Annotated in this window: 18 protein-coding genes; 8 read left to right on the forward strand and 10 right to left on the reverse strand. The window is 70.4% G+C overall.

All coding sequences use genetic code 11. From position 1 onward, the window contains the following. Nucleotides 1-10 precede the first annotated feature (10 nt). From araA to DEI84_RS06695, 3 genes are read right to left on the reverse strand one after another with little or no spacing between them, the layout of a single operon-like run. Nucleotides 11-1,543, reverse strand: coding sequence for an L-arabinose isomerase (gene araA, locus DEI84_RS06685; protein ID WP_110890135.1), 1,533 nt, complete (start codon nt 1,541-1,543; stop codon nt 11-13). Continuing rightward, nucleotides 1,540-2,241, reverse strand: coding sequence for an L-ribulose-5-phosphate 4-epimerase (locus tag DEI84_RS06690; protein WP_110890136.1), 702 nt, complete (start codon nt 2,239-2,241; stop codon nt 1,540-1,542). Before DEI84_RS06690 ends, araA begins: the two co-directional genes overlap by 4 nt. Beyond that, nucleotides 2,241-3,926, reverse strand: coding sequence for a xylulokinase (locus DEI84_RS06695; RefSeq protein WP_110890137.1), 1,686 nt, complete (start codon nt 3,924-3,926; stop codon nt 2,241-2,243). The genes DEI84_RS06690 and DEI84_RS06695 overlap by 1 nt, the downstream gene beginning before the upstream one ends. A gap of 207 nt (nt 3,927-4,133) precedes the next feature. Between DEI84_RS06695 and DEI84_RS06700 the strand changes: the two genes are divergently transcribed. Together DEI84_RS06700 and DEI84_RS06705 are read left to right on the forward strand one after the other, a co-directional pair. Then, nucleotides 4,134-4,577, forward strand: a complete 444-nt coding sequence (locus DEI84_RS06700) for a helix-turn-helix domain-containing protein (RefSeq protein ID WP_110890138.1) — start codon at nt 4,134-4,136, stop codon at nt 4,575-4,577. Nucleotides 4,578-4,607: 30 nt separating this feature from the next. After that, nucleotides 4,608-5,207: a PIN domain-containing protein gene (locus DEI84_RS06705; RefSeq protein WP_110890139.1), complete on the forward strand. Its 600-nt coding sequence runs from the start codon at nt 4,608-4,610 to the stop codon at nt 5,205-5,207. Nucleotides 5,208-5,214: 7 nt separating this feature from the next. On the opposite strand, the gene DEI84_RS06710 is transcribed toward DEI84_RS06705, so the two are convergent. After that, nucleotides 5,215-6,273: a substrate-binding domain-containing protein gene (locus DEI84_RS06710; RefSeq protein ID WP_181420370.1), complete on the reverse strand. Its 1,059-nt coding sequence runs from the start codon at nt 6,271-6,273 to the stop codon at nt 5,215-5,217. Nucleotides 6,274-6,458: 185 nt separating this feature from the next. On the opposite strand from DEI84_RS06710, the gene chvE reads away from it, so the two are divergent. The 3 genes from chvE (at nt 6,459) to mmsB (ending at nt 10,422) form a co-directional block, all read left to right on the forward strand. After that, on the forward strand, nt 6,459-7,595 hold the full coding sequence (gene chvE / locus DEI84_RS06715) for a multiple monosaccharide ABC transporter substrate-binding protein (protein ID WP_110890141.1): 1,137 nt from the start codon (nt 6,459-6,461) through the stop codon (nt 7,593-7,595). A gap of 129 nt (nt 7,596-7,724) precedes the next feature. Beyond that, nucleotides 7,725-9,254, forward strand: a complete 1,530-nt coding sequence (mmsA, locus tag DEI84_RS06720) for a multiple monosaccharide ABC transporter ATP-binding protein (protein ID WP_375232113.1) — start codon at nt 7,725-7,727, stop codon at nt 9,252-9,254. Next, nucleotides 9,241-10,422, forward strand: a complete 1,182-nt coding sequence (gene mmsB, locus DEI84_RS06725) for a multiple monosaccharide ABC transporter permease (RefSeq protein ID WP_110824778.1) — start codon at nt 9,241-9,243, stop codon at nt 10,420-10,422. The genes mmsA and mmsB overlap by 14 nt, the downstream gene beginning before the upstream one ends. Nucleotides 10,423-10,508: 86 nt before the next feature. Here the strand turns inward: mmsB and DEI84_RS06730 are convergent, their stop codons facing one another. Next, on the reverse strand, nt 10,509-11,873 hold the full coding sequence (locus DEI84_RS06730; RefSeq protein ID WP_110890142.1) for an alpha-amylase family glycosyl hydrolase: 1,365 nt from the start codon (nt 11,871-11,873) through the stop codon (nt 10,509-10,511). Nucleotides 11,874-11,965: 92 nt separating this feature from the next. Here DEI84_RS06730 and DEI84_RS06735 point away from each other — a divergent pair, with 92 nt between their 5' ends. Next, nucleotides 11,966-12,364, forward strand: a complete 399-nt coding sequence (locus DEI84_RS06735; protein ID WP_110890143.1) for a DUF3253 domain-containing protein — start codon at nt 11,966-11,968, stop codon at nt 12,362-12,364. 134 nt (nt 12,365-12,498) lie between these two features. Here the strand turns inward: DEI84_RS06735 and DEI84_RS06740 are convergent, their stop codons facing one another. The 4 genes from DEI84_RS06740 to DEI84_RS06755 form a co-directional block, all read right to left on the reverse strand. Further along, nucleotides 12,499-12,732, reverse strand: a complete 234-nt coding sequence (locus DEI84_RS06740) for a hypothetical protein (protein WP_110890144.1) — start codon at nt 12,730-12,732, stop codon at nt 12,499-12,501. Next, complete coding sequence (locus DEI84_RS06745) at nt 12,732-13,325, reverse strand: nucleotidyltransferase domain-containing protein (protein ID WP_181420371.1); 594 nt, start codon at nt 13,323-13,325, stop codon at nt 12,732-12,734. Before DEI84_RS06745 ends, DEI84_RS06740 begins: the two co-directional genes overlap by 1 nt. Before the next feature lie 75 nt (nt 13,326-13,400). Then, complete coding sequence (locus DEI84_RS06750; protein WP_220032872.1) at nt 13,401-13,805, reverse strand: DUF6640 family protein; 405 nt, start codon at nt 13,803-13,805, stop codon at nt 13,401-13,403. Between the two features lie 24 nt (nt 13,806-13,829). After that, nucleotides 13,830-14,903: a spore photoproduct lyase family protein gene (locus DEI84_RS06755; RefSeq protein ID WP_258371710.1), complete on the reverse strand. Its 1,074-nt coding sequence runs from the start codon at nt 14,901-14,903 to the stop codon at nt 13,830-13,832. A gap of 62 nt (nt 14,904-14,965) precedes the next feature. Between DEI84_RS06755 and DEI84_RS06760 the strand changes: the two genes are divergently transcribed. Together DEI84_RS06760 and DEI84_RS06765 are read left to right on the forward strand one after the other, a co-directional pair. Beyond that, nucleotides 14,966-15,274 carry a biopolymer transporter Tol gene (locus tag DEI84_RS06760; protein WP_110890146.1) on the forward strand — a complete coding sequence of 103 codons (309 nt, stop codon included), beginning with the start codon at nt 14,966-14,968 and terminating at the stop codon, nt 15,272-15,274. A gap of 246 nt (nt 15,275-15,520) precedes the next feature. Then, on the forward strand, nt 15,521-15,826 hold the full coding sequence (locus DEI84_RS06765; RefSeq protein ID WP_110890147.1) for a hypothetical protein: 306 nt from the start codon (nt 15,521-15,523) through the stop codon (nt 15,824-15,826). Between the two features lie 66 nt (nt 15,827-15,892). Here the strand turns inward: DEI84_RS06765 and DEI84_RS06770 are convergent, their stop codons facing one another. Next, a complete protein-coding gene (locus DEI84_RS06770) occupies nt 15,893-17,722 on the reverse strand; it encodes a beta-galactosidase family protein (RefSeq protein WP_110890148.1) in 1,830 nt (609 codons plus the stop codon). Nucleotides 17,723-17,757 lie beyond the last annotated feature (35 nt).

The following is a 17,757-nucleotide window of genomic DNA, read 5'->3' on the forward strand; positions in this document are numbered from 1 at the left end:
CCCGACCGGCTCAGAAGCCCCGGTCGAGCCGGTGCCAGGTCTGCTGCGTGCGGACCTCGTCGCGGAAGCCGCGCAGCGTGGTGTGCTCGTCGATGACCAGGAACTCGGTGCCGATCATCGTCGCGAGGTCCTCGACCACCTGGATGCCGACGGCGGTCGTCATCACGGTGTGGTGCGCGGCGCCGGCGGTGAGCCAGGCCTCGGCGGACACCGGGAACGACGGCTGCGGCTCCCAGACGGCACGGCCGACGGGCAGGTTCGGCAGCGCCTCGGTGGGCTCGACGACCTCGACGACGTTCGCGGTGAGGCGGAAGCCGTCGCGCGTGTCCGACAGCGCGGCGACCACGGCGGGTCCGGCGTCGGCGGTGAAGACCAGGCGCACCGGGTCGTCCTTCCCGCCGATGCCGAGCGGGTGGATCTCGAGCGTCGGGGTGGACGAGGTCAGCGTCGGCGAGACCTCGAGCATGTGGGCGCCGAGGACCTTCTCCGCGCCCGGGGTGAGGTCGTACGTGTAGTCCTCCATGAGCGACGCGCCACCGGGGAGCCCGGCGCCGGCGACGTTCATCGCGCGGACGAGGACGGCGGTCTTCCAGTCGCCCTCGGCACCGAACCCGTACCCCTCCGCCATGAGCCGCTGCACCGCGAGGCCGGGCAGCTGCTTGAGCGTGCCGAGGTCCTCGAAGTTCGTGGTGAACGCGGCGGACCCGTTCTCGGCGAGCAGGACGCGGAGGCCGAGCTCGATCGCGGCGCCGTCGCGGAGGGACTGGCGACGGGCGCCGCCGTCCTGCAGCTCGGCGACGAGGTCGTAGGTGCTGTCGTACTCCGCGACGAGCGCGTCGACGGCGGCGGTGTCGGCCGTCGCGGTCTCGACGGCCGCGACGAGGTCGTTGACACCCCAGGTGTTGACCTGGACGCCGAGCTCGATCTCGGCCTCGGTCTTGTCGCCCTCGGTGACGGCGACGTAGCGCATGTTGTCACCGACGCGCGTCAGCTTGAGCTGACGGATCGCGGCGGCACCGGCGGCGGCACGGGACCAGTCGGACACCCGCTGCTGCACCCGCGGGTCGGACACGTGACCGACGGCGGTGGCGTGCCGGACGCCCATGCGGGCCAGCGCGTACCCGAACTCGCGGTCGCCGTGCGCGGCCTGGTTGAGGTTCATGAAGTCGAAGTCGATGTCCGCCCACGGCAGCGCGACGTTCGCCTGCGTGTGCAGGTGCAGCAGCGGCTTGGTCAGGGCGTTGAGGCCGCTGATCCACATCTTCGCGGGGCTGAACGTGTGCATCCACGTCGTGACGCCGATGACCTTGTCGTCCGCGCTCGCCTCGATGAGGGCGCGGCGGATGCCGTCGGCGTCCTTGAGCACCGGCTTCCACACGAGCGTCACCGGGACGTGCGGCGCGAGCTCGGCGTGCACGGCGCGGCTCTGCTCCTCGACCTGGCGGAGGGTCTCCTCGCCGTACAGGCCCTGGGACCCGGTGAGGAACCACACCTCGTAGCCGTCGAGCGTGGCCTGGGGGTCGACGGGGGTGTCCTGCGTCATCGCATGGCTCCTTCGGGGTTCTGTCCGTAGACGTTCTGGTACCGGTCGAACAACCGGTCGATGTTCTCGGGGGCGATCGGGACGAGCTCGCCGCCCTGCTTCGCGATGTGCACGGTACGGGCGACGTCCTCGCACATGACCGCGGCCTTGACAGCGTCCTTCGCGTCCTTGCCGATCGTGAACACGCCGTGGTTCTGCATGAGCACCGCACGGGAGCGGTGTCCGGACAGGGTCTCGACGATGCCGCGGCCGATGGTGTCGTCGCCGATGATCGCGAACGGGCCGACCGGGATCGGTCCGCCGAACTCGTCCGCCATCGCGGTGATGACGCAGGGGATCTCCTCGGCGCGGGCGGCCCAGGCGGTGGCGTACGTCGAGTGGGTGTGCACGACGCCGTTCACCTCGGGCATGTTGCGGTACACGTAGGCGTGCGCGGCGGTGTCGCTCGACGGGCCGTGCTCGTTGCCCCAGCCGTCGGCCGGCACACCGTCGAGGGTGCAGACGACCTGGTTCTCCGGGGCGAGGTCCTCGCTGACGACGCCGCTCGGTTTGATCACGAAGAGGTCGGTGCCGGGCACGCGCTCGGAGACGTTGCCACCGGTCCAGATCACCAGGCCGTAGCGGACGAGCTCGCCGTGCAGGCGGGCCACGCGCTCGCGCGCGGCCGCCACGGCCGCCCGGGTGGTGTCGTCGGTCATCAGATCACGTCCTGTTCCTGCTGGGGGTCGGTGTCGGTGTCGGTGTCGGTGTCGGCCTGGAGGCCCGGCTCACCCGCGCCCGTCGACACGCCGCCGCGGGTGGTCGCGCCGGGCACCGTGGCCGCGATCGCCTGGATCGGCAGCGCGGCGCGGAAGCGGTCGAGGTACGCGGTGAAGCCGGCGACGTCGCGGTCGTCGGGCTCGACGACGTTCGTCGCGGCGGACCCGAAGACCGTGGTGTCGAGGTACTCGGCGAGGGAGCTGTCGGCGGCGTGCTCGAGGTAGGCGGCCAGGACGGCGATGCCCCACGCCCCGCCCTCGCTCGCGGTGGCCTCGAGGGCGACCGGCACGCGGAGGGCCGCGGCGAGCTGGCGCTGCGGCAGCCCGGGCGTCCGGAAGAGCCCGCCGTGCGCGGTCATCCGGTCGACGGCGACGCCCTCGCCGTGCAGGACCTCCATGCCGATCGCGAGCGTCGCGAACGCGCCCATGAGCTCCGCGCGGACGAGGTTGCCGAGCGTGAAGCGGGCGTCGGGCGCGCGGAGGAGCAGCGGGCGACCGTCCTCGACACCCGTGACGGGCTCGCCGGCCAGGTAGTTCACCGCGAGCAGTCCGCCGGCGTCGGTGTCGGCGTCCGCTGCCTCGTCGAGGAGCGTGCGGAACACGGTGTCGGTGTCGACGGGGATACCGGCGGCCGCGGCGAAACGGCCGAAGACCCGAGCCCAGCTGCCGATCTCGCTCGCACCGTTGTTGCAGTGCACCATCGCGACGGCGTCGCCGGCGGGTGTCGTGACGACGTCGAGCTCCTCGTGCGGGGTCGACAGCGGCCGTTCGAGGACGACCATCGCGAAGATGCTCGTGCCGACGCTGACGTTGCCGGTGCGCTGGGCGACGGCGTTCGTGGCGACCATGCCGGTGCCGGCGTCGCCCTCCGGCGGGCAGAGCGGAGCACCGGGCTGCAGCGTCCCGGTCGCGTCGAGCCACGCCGCGCCCTCGGGGGTGAGCGTGCCGGCGTCCTGGCCGGCGACGAGCACCTCGGGCAGCAGCGCCCGGAGGTCGGGGACACCGATGAGGTCCTGTGCGGCGCTGAGCATCGCGGCGTCGTAGTCCTGCGTCGCCGGATCGATCGGGAACACCCCGGAGGCGTCGCCGACCCCGAGCACGTCCCGGCCCGTCAGGCGGCGGTGCACGTACCCGGCGAGGGTCGTGATGCCGTCGATGTGCGCGACGTGCTGCTCGTCGTCGAGGACGGCCTGGTACAGGTGCGCGACCGACCAGCGGAGCGGGATGTTGAACCCGAGCGCGTCGCTGAGCGCGGCGGCGGCCGGGCCCGTCGAGGTGTTGCGCCAGGTGCGGAAGGGGACGAGGAGGTCGCCCGCTGCGTCGAACGGCAGGTAGCCGTGCATCATGGCCGAGACGCCGACCGCGCGGAAGGCCGTCGGGACGGAGCCGTGCTGCTCCTCCACGTCCGCCACCAGCGCGGCGTACGCGGCACGGACACCGGTCTCGACGGCTGCCAGCGGGTAGGTCCAGCGTCCGTCGACGAACTCGTTCTCCCACTCGTGCGAACCGGAGGCGATGACCGTCAGGTCCTCCCCCACCAGACACGCCTTGATGCGGGTCGAACCGAGTTCGATGCCGAGGGTCGTGCGGCCGTCCGCGATCTCGCGGGTCCGGTCGTCGCTCATGGGGGCCTCCTGCTCTCGCCGTCGAGTGAGCGCTCACACCGTAGCGCGTGAGCGCTCACGCGGACAACTCGTCGGCCGTGTCGGCGGAACGGCGACGGCGATTGACGGGCAGCACGACGAGCCCTCGGGGTTGCACTTGCAAGTGCAACCCCGTACCGTCGATCCCGACGGAAGAGCCAGGTCCACGAATCAGGAACCGGAGACACGATGACACCCGCGAAGGCGCTCGCCACGAAGGAGGACCTCGCTGCAGACCCGACGGTCCGGCGCGATGCCGTGCGGGTCGTCGGGGACGCCGGTGACCGCGTGGTCACGGCCGCACTCCTGGAGCTGGACGACGGGACGACCCTGCCCGTGCCACCAGCCCTGACCGGGGCCCTGGTGACGTTCCTGCACGCCGCGGCGGACGGGGCCGAAGTCGACATCCGGACCGTCACCGCGGACCTGACGACGACCGGGGCAGCACAGCTGCTCGGAGTGTCCCGCCCGACGCTGATGAAGCTCGTCGACCGCGGGGACCTCCCCGCCCGCAAGGTCGGCAGTCACACCCGACTCCGTCGCGACGACGTCCTCGCACTCCGCGAACGTCGGCGGCAGGCTCGGGTCGCCGCCGCGGCCGAACTCCTCGCAGCGGGCGAAGCCTTCGACTGAGATGTGACATGGCAGCGGTACCCTGGTCCGATGCCGAAGCGCGTGTTCGTCGATGCCAACGTGTGGGTGAGCAGGACCCTCCGTGACTGGGTGTGCCTGCTGCGCGCCGAGATCCCGTCGATGTTCCAACTCCACACCACGGAGGACGTCCTCGCGGAGACGATCGCGCGGCTCCGGGAACTCCACCCGCAGCGAGACGGAGGCGCCACGACACGGCTGCGGGCCGCGATCATCGCGAGCATCGACGAGCTCGTTGACGACTTCCCGGGTGGAACCCCCTGGAGCGGCGCGGACCCGAAGGACCAGCACGTCCACGCCGCGGCGGTGGCGGCGCACGCGGACGTCCTGCTCACCGAGGACCGGGGGTTCCACGACCTCGATGACCTGCCGTACGAGGTCCTGAGGTGCGACGAGTTCTTCCTGATCGTCGACGATGCCGTGTCGTGGCACGTCCGGGGCACGGTTCGACGGATGAACCAGTACTGGTCCGCGCGACCGGCACGGCACGCAGGTCTGGCGACGGCTCTCGAGCGCGCCGGCTGTCCGGGCTTCGCCCTCCGGGTGGATCGCCACCTGCGGGCGTGCAGCGGTCTCGCGATCGAACGGCCGGGAGACACGCGCCGCAGCTGATCCCCCGTCAGGACGAGCGCCGCACCACCAGCTCCGGCTGCAGCAGCGCCTCGTCGTGCTGGCCGCCCTCGAGCAGCGCCCGGGCCGAGGCGAGCACGCGCTCCCCCATCGCCTGGAAGTCCTGGCGCACGGTGGTCAGCGGCGGGGTGAAGTGCGCCGCCTCCGGGATGTCGTCGAAGCCCACGACGGCGATGTCGTCGGGGACACGCAGCCCCTCCTCGGCGAAGGCGTGCAGGACGCCGAGCGCCATCTGGTCGTTCCCCGCGAAGACCGCGTCGACCGCCGTCACGTCCAGGGACCGCCCGGCCGCGAACCCGCTCGCCGGGGTCCAGTCGCCGTCGAGCACGACCGGGGTCAGACCGCGGGAGCGCATGGTCCGCTCGTAGGTGGCACGGCGCACCTCGCCCTCCTGCGAGACGCCGGGTCCGGCGATGTGCACGATCCGTCGGTGCCCCCGGTCGAACAGGTGCTGCAGCGCCATGGTCGTGCCGGCGGCCTGGTCGATGGCGACGGCCGAGACGGTGGCGCCGCCGCTGCCGGGCACGACCAGGTCGGTCGGCACGGCGTCCCGCTGCACGGCGTTCGCGACGACGACGGGCACCGTCACGGCCATGGTCAACGAGCCGAGGGCGTCGAGCACGCGGTTGTCCGCGGCGACGAGCACCACGGCGGCGACGTCCTGGGCGAGCAGCGTCGTGAGCGCCTCGGACAGGTCGACCGGCCGGGGGTCGTCGGGCAGCGTCGAGAGGAGCACGTGGTACCCGGCGGTGCGCGCGGCCCGCTCGAACCCGATCGCGGTGCTCGACGGTCCGTACAGCGCGTCCCCCGCGCTCACCAGGCCGAGTGCACGACTCCGGCCACCGGCCAGGGCCCGGGCAGCGGCGCGCGGACGGTAGCCGAGCTCCCCGATCGCGGTGGTCACACGCGACCGGAAGCCGTCACGGACCGTCGGGTCCCCGTTGATCACGCGGCTCACGGTCTGGTGCGAGACGCCCGCGCGCTCGGCGACGTCGAAGATCGTCGGGGCCTTGCGGGGCCTGCCGTTCGGCGTCGTCGTCGTGGTCACCCGGTCACCGTACCGCGGCGCCCGTCCGGGGCGGCGACATACCGATCCGGTCACGACGAGTTGACACCGTGTACCAGAACCAACATGATGTGAGCGCTCACTTGGAGCATCACATCCCCAGCGGGACACAGCAGCCCCGCACCCGAGCGCGTCGACGTCGACGCGAGAGGAACAGAGGTACTTCGATGAAGAAGCGCAGGATCGTCGCGAGCGTCACCGCTCTCGGTCTCGCCCTCTCCCTGGCCGCCTGCTCTGCCGGCGGCCGCGGTGCCACCAGCTCTGACGGCGGCGACGAGGGCAACGGCAACAAGGGCGCCCTCGTCGGCGTCGCGATGCCGACCAAGGTCTCCGAGCGTTGGATCAAGGACGGCGACGCCGTCAAGAGCAGCCTCGAGAAGGCCGGCTACAAGGTCGACCTCGAGTACGCGGACAACAAGATCCCGCAGCAGGTCCAGCAGGTCAGCAACATGATCACCAAGGGCGCGAAGGTCCTCATCGTCGCGTCCATCGACGGTGGCTCGCTGTCCGACCAGCTCGACGCAGCGGCCGACGCCGGCATCAAGGTCATCTCCTACGACCGCCTGCTCACCGGCAACAAGAACGTCGACTACTACGTCTCGTTCGACAACTACAAGGTCGGCGTCGACCAGGCGACCTCGCTCCTGACCGGCCTCGGACTCCTCGACGCCGACGGCAAGAAGACCGACGAGAAGGGCCCCTTCAACATCGAGGTCTTCGCCGGCTCGCCCGACGACAACAACGCCACGTTCTTCTTCAACGGCGCCATGGACACCCTCAAGCCGTACCTCGAGGACGGCACGCTGAAGATCGGCTCTGGCCAGGACGGCTTCACGCAGGCCGCCACGCAGCAGTGGGACCCGGCGCTCGCCAAGTCCCGCATGCAGAACCTCGTCGCGAAGTCGTACTCGGGCGGCACCAAGCTCGACGGCGTGCTCTCCCCGTACGACGGCATCTCGATCGGCATCATCTCGGCGCTCCAGGGTGCCGGCTACGGTTCGGGCGACCGCCCGCTCCCGGTGATCACCGGCCAGGACGCCGAGGCCGCCTCGGTCAAGTCGATCATGAACGACCAGCAGTACTCGACCATCTACAAGGACACGCGCCAGCTCGCCGACAAGTCCGCGTCGATGGCCCAGGACCTGCTGTCGGGCAAGAAGCCCGAGGTCAACGACACCAAGACCTACGACAACAAGGTCAAGGTCGTCCCGACGTTCCTGTTCCAGCCGACGGTCGTCACCAAGGAGAACTACGAGAAGGTCCTCGTCGACTCCGGGTACTACACGGACGCCGACCTCAAGTAGGTCGCAACTCCTCTCCGGACGGGAGGCCCGGTGCCGGGCTGGCACCGGGCCTCCCGCCCGTCCCCACCCACTCGCGCGCCGTGCCGGCGCCCAACGGAAGGCGGTCCCGTGGCGGACACCATCCTCGAGATGCGCGACATCACCAAGACGTTCCCCGGCGTCAAGGCCCTGCAGAACGTCTCGCTCCAGGTCGAACGGGGCCAGGTCCACGCGATCTGCGGTGAGAACGGCGCGGGCAAGTCCACGCTCATGAAGGTCCTGTCCGGCGTCTACCCGGCCGGCAGCTTCGACGGCGAGATCCTGCTCGACGGGAAGCCCGTCTCGTTCTCGACCATCAACGACTCCGAGGACGCCGGCGTCGTCATCATCCACCAGGAGCTCGCATTGAGCCCCTACCTGTCGATCGCCGAGAACATCTTCCTCGGCAACGAGCGCGCCAAGGGCGGCTTCATCGACTGGAACAAGACGAACCTCGAGGCCGCGGCGCTCCTGAAGCGCGTCGGCCTCAAGGACAACCCGATCACCAAGATCACGGACATCGGCGTCGGCAAGCAGCAGCTCGTCGAGATCGCGAAGGCACTGTCGAAGGAGGTCAAGCTCCTCATCCTCGACGAGCCGACCGCCGCGCTGAACGACGACGACTCCGCGCACCTGCTCGAGCTCATCCGCTCGCTGCAGGCCGAGGGCATGACGGCGATCATCATCAGCCACAAGCTCAACGAGATCAAGGCGATCGCGGACAAGGTCACGATCATCCGTGACGGCCAGACCATCGAGACCCTCGACATGCACGCCGGCGAGGTCTCCGAGGACCGCATCATCCGCGGCATGGTCGGACGCGACCTCTCCACCCGCTACCCGGAGCACGAGTCGAAGATCGGCGAAGAGCTCCTGCGCATCGAGGACTGGACCGTCCACCACCCGCTCGACGCCTCCCGCGAGATCATCCACCAGGCGAACCTCACCGTCCGCGCCGGCGAGATCGTCGGGATCGCCGGGCTGATGGGCGCCGGCCGCACCGAGCTGGCGATGAGCGTCTTCGGACACTCGTACGGAACCGGGATCAGCGGCACCGTCTACAAGCGCGGCACCCCGATCAAGACGAACACGGTCACCGCCGCGATCGACAACGGCCTGGCCTACGCGACCGAGGACCGGAAGCGCTACGGCCTCAACCTGATCGACGACATCAAGCGGAACGTCTCCGGCTCGGCACTCGGCAAGCTCGCCAAGTGGGGCTTCGTGAACGGCTCCGAGGAGACGACCGTCGCGCGCCAGTTCCTCAAGAACATGAACATCAAGGCGCCGACCGTGAACGCGGTGACCGGCAAGCTCTCCGGCGGGAACCAGCAGAAGGTCGTCCTGTCGAAGTGGATGTACTCCGACCCGGACGTGCTCATCCTCGATGAGCCGACCCGCGGCATCGACGTCGGCGCGAAGTACGAGATCTACACGATCATCAACGCGCTCGCGGACCAGGGGAAGGGGATCATCGTCATCTCCTCCGAACTCCCCGAACTGCTCGGCATCTGCGACCGCATCTACACGCTCTCCGAGGGCACCATCACCGCCGACGTCCCGCGCTCCGAGGCGTCGCCGGAAGTCCTCATGCAGTACATGACCCAGGAACGGGAGACCCCAGTCAATGAACGCGCTTAAGTCCGCCGCCAGCTACCTCACCGGGCAGCTCCGACAGATCGGCCTGTTCATCGCGCTGATCGTCATCGTCATCTTCTTCCAGGTGACGACGAACGGCATCACGCTGGCCCCGATCAACGTCTCGAACCTGATCGTCCAGAACAGCTACATCCTGATCCTCGCGATCGGCATGGTGATGGTGATCATCGCCGGCCACATCGACCTCTCCGTCGGTTCGGTCGTCGCGTTCACCGGTGCCATGGCCGGCGTCATGATCACGCAGTGGGGCATCCCCTGGCCGGTCGCCGTCGTCCTCTGCCTGGTCCTCGGCGCCCTGGTCGGCGCGTGGCAGGGCTTCTGGATCGCCTACTTCGGGATCCCGGCGTTCATCGTGACCCTGGCGGGCATGCTCGCCTTCCGCGGTGCCGCCCAGATCGCCCTGCAGAACCAGCAGATCTCGCCCTTCCCGGACGGCTTCCGCTCGCTCGGCTCCGGCTTCCTGCCGTCCTTCGGCACCTCGGGCTACGAGCCGCTCACGATGATCCTCGGCCTCGCCGCCGCCGCGATCCTCGTCATCACCGGCTTCCGTGGTCGTGCGACCCGTCGCAAGTACCAGCTCGAGGACGAGCCGTTCGCATGGTTCATCACCAAGATGGCGTTCACCGTCGCGCTGGTCATCTTCATCGCGCTGCTGCTCGCCAGCTACAACGGCACCCCGATCGTCCTCGTGATCCTCGGCGTCCTGGTCATCGCGTACTCGATGGTCATGCGCAGCGCGGTCTTCGGTCGTCACATCTACGCGATCGGCGGCAACCCGCTGGCCGCACAGCTGTCGGGTGTCAAGACGAAGCGCGTCACGTTCCTGCTGTTCGTGAACATGGGTGTCATCTCGGCCCTCGCCGGCGTCGTCTTCACCGGCCAGCTCAACCTCGCCTCGCCGAGCGCGGGCAACGGCTTCGAGCTCGACGCCATCGCGGCCGTGTTCATCGGTGGCGCTGCCGTCACCGGTGGCATCGGTACGGTCCCGGGCGCGATCGTCGGTGGTCTCATCATCGGTCTGCTCAACAACGGCATGTCGATCCTCGGTGTCGGTTCCGAGTTCCAGCAGCTCATCAAGGGCCTGGTGCTCCTCGCCGCCGTGGCGTTCGACGTCTTCAACAAGCGCCGCGCGGCCTCCGCTCGGAAGTAGCACCCGCGGTTCCTCCCCAAAGCGACAGATCTCCGTGGAACTTCCACGGAGATCTGTCGCTTTCGCGTTGCCGTCCCGACGGCAGGTCAGGCGGTCAGGACCGCCCAGGCGCCGGCCGTGAGGCGCAGCCCGCCCTCCGACAGGTCGGCCCGGCCCGCCTCGACGCGCGTCGCGTCGGCCGCGGGCAGCACCACCGGCTCGGGCGAGAGGTTCAGGGCGGTGACCACGGCCTCCCGGTCGGTCGCGGTCCGGAGGACCAGCGTCTCGTTCGTCAGGTGCACCACGTCCGTGTGCGCGCGGTGCAGCCACGGGTGCCGACGCCGGAGGGCGACGAGCGCCTGGTGCGCGTGCACCAGCTCGGCAGCGGTCCCGCTCGGCTCCGGCGGCGTCCCCGGGAAGGCGGGGCGGACGGCGTCGTCGCCGCCCTCGCGCTGCTCCTTGACGCCGGTCCAGCCGAACTCGTCGCCCGCGTACACCGACGGCGTGCCGGCGACGGTGAAGAGCACCGCGACGGCGTGGCCGACGAACCCCTCCCCCACCGCGCTCGCGATCCGGGTGACGTCGTGGTTGCCGACGAACGTGCTCGGGGCGGAGGTCGCGAGCAACTCGTCGTGCCGCTCGATCGCGTGCGCCAGTTCGAAGCAGTTCCGGTCGGCGATGCCGTGCCAGATGGCCTGCCACAGCTCGTACTGGGAGGTCGAGTCCATCGTCGACTCCCGGACGATCGCCGCGGTGTCGCCGTGGATGACCTCGCCTGAGAACCAGGCGTCCGGGAACCGCTCGCGCACGCGTGGCAGCACCCGGGCCCAGAACGCCGGCGGCACCGCGTAGGCCGCGTCGAGCCGCCAGCCGTCGATGCCACGCTCCAGCCAGTGCGTCATGACCGCGACGACGAGGTCCTCGGTCTGCTGCGACGCGTGGTCGAGTGTGACGAGGATGTCGTGCCCCTCGAACGACCCGACCGGTACCGGCTGCCCCGGCTGCCAGCCCGACCAGTCGACGGCGAACAGGCCCGCGGTGTCGGCGTCCGGTCCCGCCGTCTCGAGCTGGCGGAACGCCGGGTGCTCACGGCCGACGTGGTTGAAGACGCCGTCGAGCAGCACACGGACCCCCCGCTCGCGCGCAGCGGCCACCAGGCGGTCGAAGTCCGCGTCGTCGCCGAGTCGGGGGTCGATCCGGAAGTGGTCGACCGTGTCGTAGCCGTGCGACGAACTCGCGAAGACCGGCCCGAGCAGCAGTCCGTTCAAGCCGAGGTCCACCACGTGGTCGAGCCAGCCCTCCAGGTGCCCGAGCCGGTGCTCCACGGGACGTGCGTCGACCGTGGTGCCGGGCCGGACCTCCGCACCGACGAAGCCGAGCGGGTAGACGTGCCACCACATGACGTGCTCGACCCAGGCGGGCTCGCTCGGCCTCGTCGCGGCGGCGGGGTTCGGCTCGGCTGCTGTGTCCATCCATGCATGCTGCCAGGCGGCCCTGGCCAGGACCGTGGACCGGGGTACCGCCAGCCTGGAAGCGCGTCGGTGGCCGGGACGATCATGGGCGCATGGGACGAGCCATCCGGACCGAGGACGACGCACGCCGACTCGAGGCCGCGCACGCGGAACGGACGTGCGCGTCCTGCGGTCGGCGCATGCCCGACACCGCCGGCCCGGACACCAAGTGGTGCTCAGACGCGTGCCGACGCCACGGGCTCGACGACACGGACCGGACCCTCGAGCACACGATCGACGCGCTGCTCGACGCCCGCGCGCTGACCTCGAGCATCTGCCCGTCGGATGCCGCCCGTGCCGTCGGCGGTGAGGACTGGCGCGACCTCATGGAACCCGCGCGTCGCGCCGCCCGGCGGATGGTCGCACGTGGCGAGGTCGAGATCACCCAGGGCGGGAACGTCGTCGACCCGTCGACCGCGAAGGGCCCGATCCGGATCCGCCGTCCGCGCTGAGGCCGTGGTGCCGGCCCGGGTACGCGAGGCTCAGACCCTGCCGGGCGCGCCGTCGGGAAGCACCCCGAGGCTGCCGAACGCACCGCCCAGGGTCACGATGGCCAGGGCATGGGCGATGCCCGCATCGATCCGGCTCAGCTGGTCGGGTCGGTCTTCTGCCGCATCGTGACGACCAGGCGTTCGAGCGCGACCACGAGGCGGTTCGTCTGCGAGCGGATGCCACCGAGCACGGCGTTCGCGCCGGCGGCTTTCCAGTCGGCATGTGACGAGGACGCGGCGCAGAGGACGGCCACCTCGTAGTACGCCTCCGCTTCGTCGCGCCGCCTGCGGACCGCTGCTCGGTCCATGGCGCGCGTCCGGACCGACATCAGACCAACGTCCTGATGTCCGGACCGAAGACGGTGCGCGCATCCGCACGCCACGAGCCGACGAGCGGGTCGCCCTCGGCGGCGAACCGCTCCAGGTCAGCACGGGTGACGTCGAACACCTGGCACTCGTTGCCGGTCCAGCGGTGGACCAGATCGCCGAGCTGCACCACGACGTCGAGATCGGTCTCCGTGTCGAAGACCACGAGCAGATCCACGTCCGACTCGTCGGTGGCCGTTCCCCGCGCAACGGACCCGAAGATCGACACGGAGAGGACGGACGGATCGACCCCGGCGAGGAAGTCGTGGATCCGTCGCTCGAGTTCCGCCCCGGCGCCGAGCACGAGCTCGACGGCGGGCCACAGCAGGTGGTCACGGTTCACCCGGTAGGCCGAGTGCTGGAGGCCGCGTTCGACGCACACCAGTCCGGCATGTTCCAGTTTGTCGAGCGCTCGTTTGATGCCGGTGTGTTGCGCGGCACCAGCGACTCGCGCGACCTGGCGCCCGGTCATGCCGGCGTCGGTCTGTGCGAGGACACGGAGGGCATCGGCCTGGGTCGGCCCGACGAGCGTGGCGAGAGGAGCGGTGAGCTGCATCAGGCGATGCGTACACATAAGTGGTACACGTGTGCACGTTCTGTGTACACCCACTCGATCAATCGGCCGCTCGGGTCAGGGACGCCGACGGGCGAGCAGTGTCCCCACGGCGACGAGCGCGAGGCAGGCGATGATCGGGACGCGCTGGTCGCCCTTGACGTCGCGGTACTGCACTCCGGGATCGGCCAGCGCCGTGCCGGGGAAGGCGAGGCTCGTCACCTGTGTCACCCAGTAGGTCGAGGCGATGCTGCTCGCGAGACCGACGTCACGCACCGCGGGACGCAGGCGCCACACGGTGAGGCCGGCCAACGCCACCGCGAGTGACATCGTCTGCGCGTTGTGGAACTTGGCGTGCGGCGGCCAGGCCGGGTTCTTCACGTGGGTCTCGTTGTAGTCGAAGACGAAGGCGCCCACGGGGGCCGCGACCGCAGCGACGCCGATGCAGATCCGCCCGGCCAGTTCGCGCGCAGAGAGTGTCATGACGCCAGCCTGCCCGGGACCTCATCAAAAGGCGTAGCGGATGCGGCAGGAGGGCAGGTTCTCGTCGACGAGCTGGCGGAAGCGCTCGATGTGCCGCGCCTTCATCGCCGCGCGGTACCGGATGTTGACAGCACCGTTCTGGGACAGCTTCTGCTCCTGCAGGTCCGGACGCCAGAGCAGGTCCTCCGCCTTCGGGTGCCAGCCGAGGTTCACCTCGTGCAGCTGCTCGTTGTGGGTGAGGAAGATCACCTCGGCCGCGAGCTGCGCCTTCGCAGCCGGGGAGAGCACGTCATCGACCTCCCGCAGCAGTGCGGCCCAGTCGGCCTCCCACGTCGGCGTCAGGATGACGGGCGAGAAGTTCAGGTGGACCTCGTACCCGGCCTCGACGAAGTCGTTCACGGCGGCCAGTCGTTCCGCGATCGGTGACGTCCGGATGTCGGTCACCTTCGCCGTCTCGTGTGGCATGAGCGAGAAGCGGATGCGGGTGCGCCCCATCGGGTCCCAGTCGAGCAGGTCGCGGTTGACGTACTTCGTCGCGAACGAGGCCTTCGCCGTCGGTGTCATCCGGAACAGGTCGCAGAGGTCGCGGACGTTGTCACTGAGCATGGCGTCCACCGAACAGTCGCTGTTCTCGCCGATGTCGTACACCCACGCGTCGGGGTCGCACTGGTTCGGCTCGGTCTTCTGCCCGTGCTTCTGGATGTTGCGAGCGAGGTGCTTGGTGATCTGCTCGATGTTGGCGAAGACGGTGACCGGGTTGCTGTAGCCCTTGCGACGCGGCACGTAGCAGTACGCGCACGCCATCGCGCACCCGTTCGCGGTCGACGGGGCGATGAAGTCCGCCGAGCGGCCGTTCGGCCTCGTGACGAGGGACTTCTTCACGCCGAGGACGAGCGCCTCGGTCTTGATCCGCACCCAGCGGGAGACGTTCCGCTCGTCGCCGTGCACCTCGGGGATCTGCCAGTGCGACGCGACGGGCACGATCTCGGCGTCCGGCCACTGCCCGACGATCTCCTGCCCGCGTGGCAGTTCGAGGGCGGCGTCCTCGGCGTAGATGCGCTTGACGTCGAGCAGGGGGCGCATGCGGGACTCGGTCATCACCCACCGTTCTACCGGTCACCACCGACACCTCTGGAGGTGCCTCGTGCAGACTCGACGGCATGACCGCCGGCGTGGAGGACGACCACTACTTCGTCGTGGACGGACGGCGCTGGCGACGGACCGACCCGGCCCTCCCCGAGGACGTCGCCGCACGCCTCCGGTCCCACCTCGGCCGTGGTCGCAACGCCGTGAAGCAGGCGAGACGGGCCGGCGACGAGGACGCAGTCGCAGCTGCCCGTCACCGCAACGGGCTCGCGAAGCACGGCCTCGGGGAACGCGGCCCGGAGTGGTGGACCCGACCGGAGTCCGAGCGCCTGGCCCAGGCCGAGCAGGCCCTCGCGGACCTCGACGGTCTCGACGAGCGGTAGCGCCTGTCGCGCCGAGGTCGCACGAACCGCCGCTCCGAGCCAGCCGACCCGGCAGCTCGTGCGACTCCGGCGGACGACCGACGGCACGTTGCGCGACCCGGGCGGCGGACCCGGCACCGCCTCCGATGCTGCCGTCAGCCGAACGGCGGACGACACGTCCCGTTTCCCCACCTTCCGGATGAGGTGCGAGGGATCCTCGCAGCCGTAAGCTCATCGCGGCGAGGACGCCGAGAACGAGGGGGAACCATGAACGAGATCGTCACGCACACGGGCGCGCTGGTGGGACTGCGCACCGGGACGACCACCACCGAGGGGCCGACGGGGACGCGGGTCGGCGTCTTGCTGGAGCTGTGCTCCGAGGACAACGCGGGCGTCCGCCGCCCGTGGGAGTTGCTGGTCACACCGGCCCAGGCGGCCGCGCTCGTCGAGGCCGAGCGGACCGAGTCCGGCGTGCTCGTCCGGTTCGCCGGCGAACGGCTGGGTGAGCGCGGTGGGGTGCCGCTCGTGCGCGTCGGCCGGATCGCGGTGCTCGTGCCCGAACCGACCTGCTGACCGCACGACCACGACGAACGGCCCCGGGCATCCCCCGGGGCCGTTCGTCGTCACGGATCCGCTCCGTCAGGCCTCGGTGTGTCCGAGCTCCGGCTCGACGCACATGCAGACCGTGCGCGATGCCGCGGCGTGCACCTCGAGGACGACGACCTCGTTCCGTCCGGCTCGGAGCACCGGACCGGGGACGGCGAGGGTGCCCTGGGGTCCGCGCGACCAGTAGCGGCCGAGGCAGAAGCCGTTCACCCACGCCACGCCCTTCCGGAAGCCGTCCAGGGCGAGGTACCGGTCGAGCGTGGCCCCGCTCGCGGGGAGGTCGAACGTGCCGGAGGCGAACGCCGGCCCGGCGAGGGTCTCCCCCGCGGACGCCGGTGCCCCGCGGAGCACTGCGACGGCTGCGTCCGGCAGCGGATCGAGTGCGAGCGGCGACACCGTCCAGTGCGTGAGGACGTCGTCGTCGACGCGCACCGCGCCGACGAGGCCCTTCGGCTCGCCGATGCGGGGACCGTAGTCGACCCTCCCCTGGTCCTCCACGAGCAGTTCCAGGAGGCCCGTGGCCGGCGGCAGGGCGATGGCACGGTCGTGGTGCTCGCGCTCGAGGACGCCGACCGGACGTCCGGCGAGGCTGACGAGCACACGGTCCCGGACCTCCTCCGCGACCGTGAGGACGCCGCCCTCCGGCAGGTCGACCTCAGTCCGGTACAGGACGAACCCGGAAGCGGCGCCGAGCTCGTCGAACGTCGGCGGCGTCTCGTGCGTGGTCCAGGACGTGATCGTCGGCAGGAGGCTGGCGAGCGGTACGACGCGGTCGAGGCGGACGGCAACGTCCCCGGCGGGGGCGGGTCGGGCCTCCCGTCCGTCGTCGTGCATCGCGAGCCGACCGGACCCGCCGGGCTGCATCGTCGGCGGCAGCTCCGGCACGGGCGCGTAGCGCGCGATGACCTGACGGAAGGCGTGGAACTTGTCGGTCGGACGGCCGGCCTCGTCGAGCGGGGCGTCGTAGTCGTAGGACGTGGCGATGGGCCGGTACACGCCCTTGTCGTTCGCGCCGTTGGTGAAGCCGAAGTTGGTCCCGCCGTGGAACATGTAGATGTTCACGGAGCCACCCGCGGCGAGCAGGACGTCGAGGTCCTCGGCGCTGGCTGCCGCCGGCGTGGTGTGGTGGTGCTCACCCCAGCTGTCGAACCACCCGTCCCAGAACTCGGAACACATCAGCGGACCGGTGGGCTGCGCCTGACGGAGGCGGGCGAGCCGCTCGGCGGACCGGGAGCCGAACGACCCGGTCTTGTGAAGTGACGGGAGCGACCCGTCCTCGAGCATGGAGTCCATCGGCTGGTCGACGCTCGTGAACGGCACGGTGAGCCCGATGTCCCGGTGCATGCGCTCGAGCTTCTGCAGGTACACGGGATCGGATCCGTACGCGCCGTACTCGTTCTCGACCTGCACGAGCACGATCGGTCCGCCGGCGTCGATCTGTCGTGGCACGAGGATCGGCGCGAGGGCGTCGAGGTAGCGTCCGACGGCGGCCAGGAACTGCGGCTCGTCGCGGCGGATCCCGACGGTGCCGTCGGTGAACAGCCAGAACGGCAGCCCGCCGTTCGTCCACTCGGCGCAGATGTACGGCCCGGGGCGGACGACGGCGTGCATGCCCTCGGCCGCGACGAGGTCGAGGAAGCGGCCGAGGTCGAGACCGCCGGTGAAGTCGAAGGTGCCCGGCGTCGCCTCGTGCGCGTTCCACGCGACGTAGGTCTCGACGGTGTTGAGGCCCATGAGCTTGGCCTTGCGGATCCGGTCCGCCCACAGGTCGGGGTGGACGCGGAAGTAGTGGATCGCGCCGGAGAGCACGCGGTGCGGCTGCCCGTCGAGCAGGAAGTCGGTGTCGCCGATGGCGAAGCGCATCTCGCGCCTTTCTGGGAGGGGGCGGCAGGGGGACG

This window comes from Curtobacterium sp. MCBD17_023 (assembly GCF_003224415.1).
In the GTDB taxonomy this organism is placed as follows: domain Bacteria; phylum Actinomycetota; class Actinomycetes; order Actinomycetales; family Microbacteriaceae; genus Curtobacterium.

What these genes read in the sequence shown, in the direction of transcription:
- araA (WP_110890135.1), bottom strand. Translation starts at nt 1,543, where the DNA reads ATGACGCAGGACACCCCCGTCGACCCCCAGGCCACGCTCGACGGCTAC.
- DEI84_RS06690 (WP_110890136.1), bottom strand. Translation starts at nt 2,241, where the DNA reads ATGACCGACGACACCACCCGGGCGGCCGTGGCGGCCGCGCGCGAGCGC.
- DEI84_RS06695 (WP_110890137.1), bottom strand. Translation starts at nt 3,926, where the DNA reads ATGAGCGACGACCGGACCCGCGAGATCGCGGACGGCCGCACGACCCTC.
- DEI84_RS06700 (WP_110890138.1), top strand. Translation starts at nt 4,134, where the DNA reads ATGACACCCGCGAAGGCGCTCGCCACGAAGGAGGACCTCGCTGCAGAC.
- DEI84_RS06705 (WP_110890139.1), top strand. Translation starts at nt 4,608, where the DNA reads ATGCCGAAGCGCGTGTTCGTCGATGCCAACGTGTGGGTGAGCAGGACC.
- chvE (WP_110890141.1), top strand. Translation starts at nt 6,459, where the DNA reads ATGAAGAAGCGCAGGATCGTCGCGAGCGTCACCGCTCTCGGTCTCGCC.
- mmsA (WP_375232113.1), top strand. Translation starts at nt 7,725, where the DNA reads ATGCGCGACATCACCAAGACGTTCCCCGGCGTCAAGGCCCTGCAGAAC.
- mmsB (WP_110824778.1), top strand. Translation starts at nt 9,241, where the DNA reads ATGAACGCGCTTAAGTCCGCCGCCAGCTACCTCACCGGGCAGCTCCGA.
- DEI84_RS06730 (WP_110890142.1), bottom strand. Translation starts at nt 11,873, where the DNA reads ATGGACACAGCAGCCGAGCCGAACCCCGCCGCCGCGACGAGGCCGAGC.
- DEI84_RS06735 (WP_110890143.1), top strand. Translation starts at nt 11,966, where the DNA reads ATGGGACGAGCCATCCGGACCGAGGACGACGCACGCCGACTCGAGGCC.
- DEI84_RS06740 (WP_110890144.1), bottom strand. Translation starts at nt 12,732, where the DNA reads ATGTCGGTCCGGACGCGCGCCATGGACCGAGCAGCGGTCCGCAGGCGG.
- DEI84_RS06745 (WP_181420371.1), bottom strand. Translation starts at nt 13,325, where the DNA reads ATGCAGCTCACCGCTCCTCTCGCCACGCTCGTCGGGCCGACCCAGGCC.
- DEI84_RS06750 (WP_220032872.1), bottom strand. Translation starts at nt 13,805, where the DNA reads ATGACACTCTCTGCGCGCGAACTGGCCGGGCGGATCTGCATCGGCGTC.
- DEI84_RS06755 (WP_258371710.1), bottom strand. Translation starts at nt 14,903, where the DNA reads ATGACCGAGTCCCGCATGCGCCCCCTGCTCGACGTCAAGCGCATCTAC.
- DEI84_RS06760 (WP_110890146.1), top strand. Translation starts at nt 14,966, where the DNA reads ATGACCGCCGGCGTGGAGGACGACCACTACTTCGTCGTGGACGGACGG.
- DEI84_RS06765 (WP_110890147.1), top strand. Translation starts at nt 15,521, where the DNA reads ATGAACGAGATCGTCACGCACACGGGCGCGCTGGTGGGACTGCGCACC.
- DEI84_RS06770 (WP_110890148.1), bottom strand. Translation starts at nt 17,722, where the DNA reads ATGCGCTTCGCCATCGGCGACACCGACTTCCTGCTCGACGGGCAGCCG.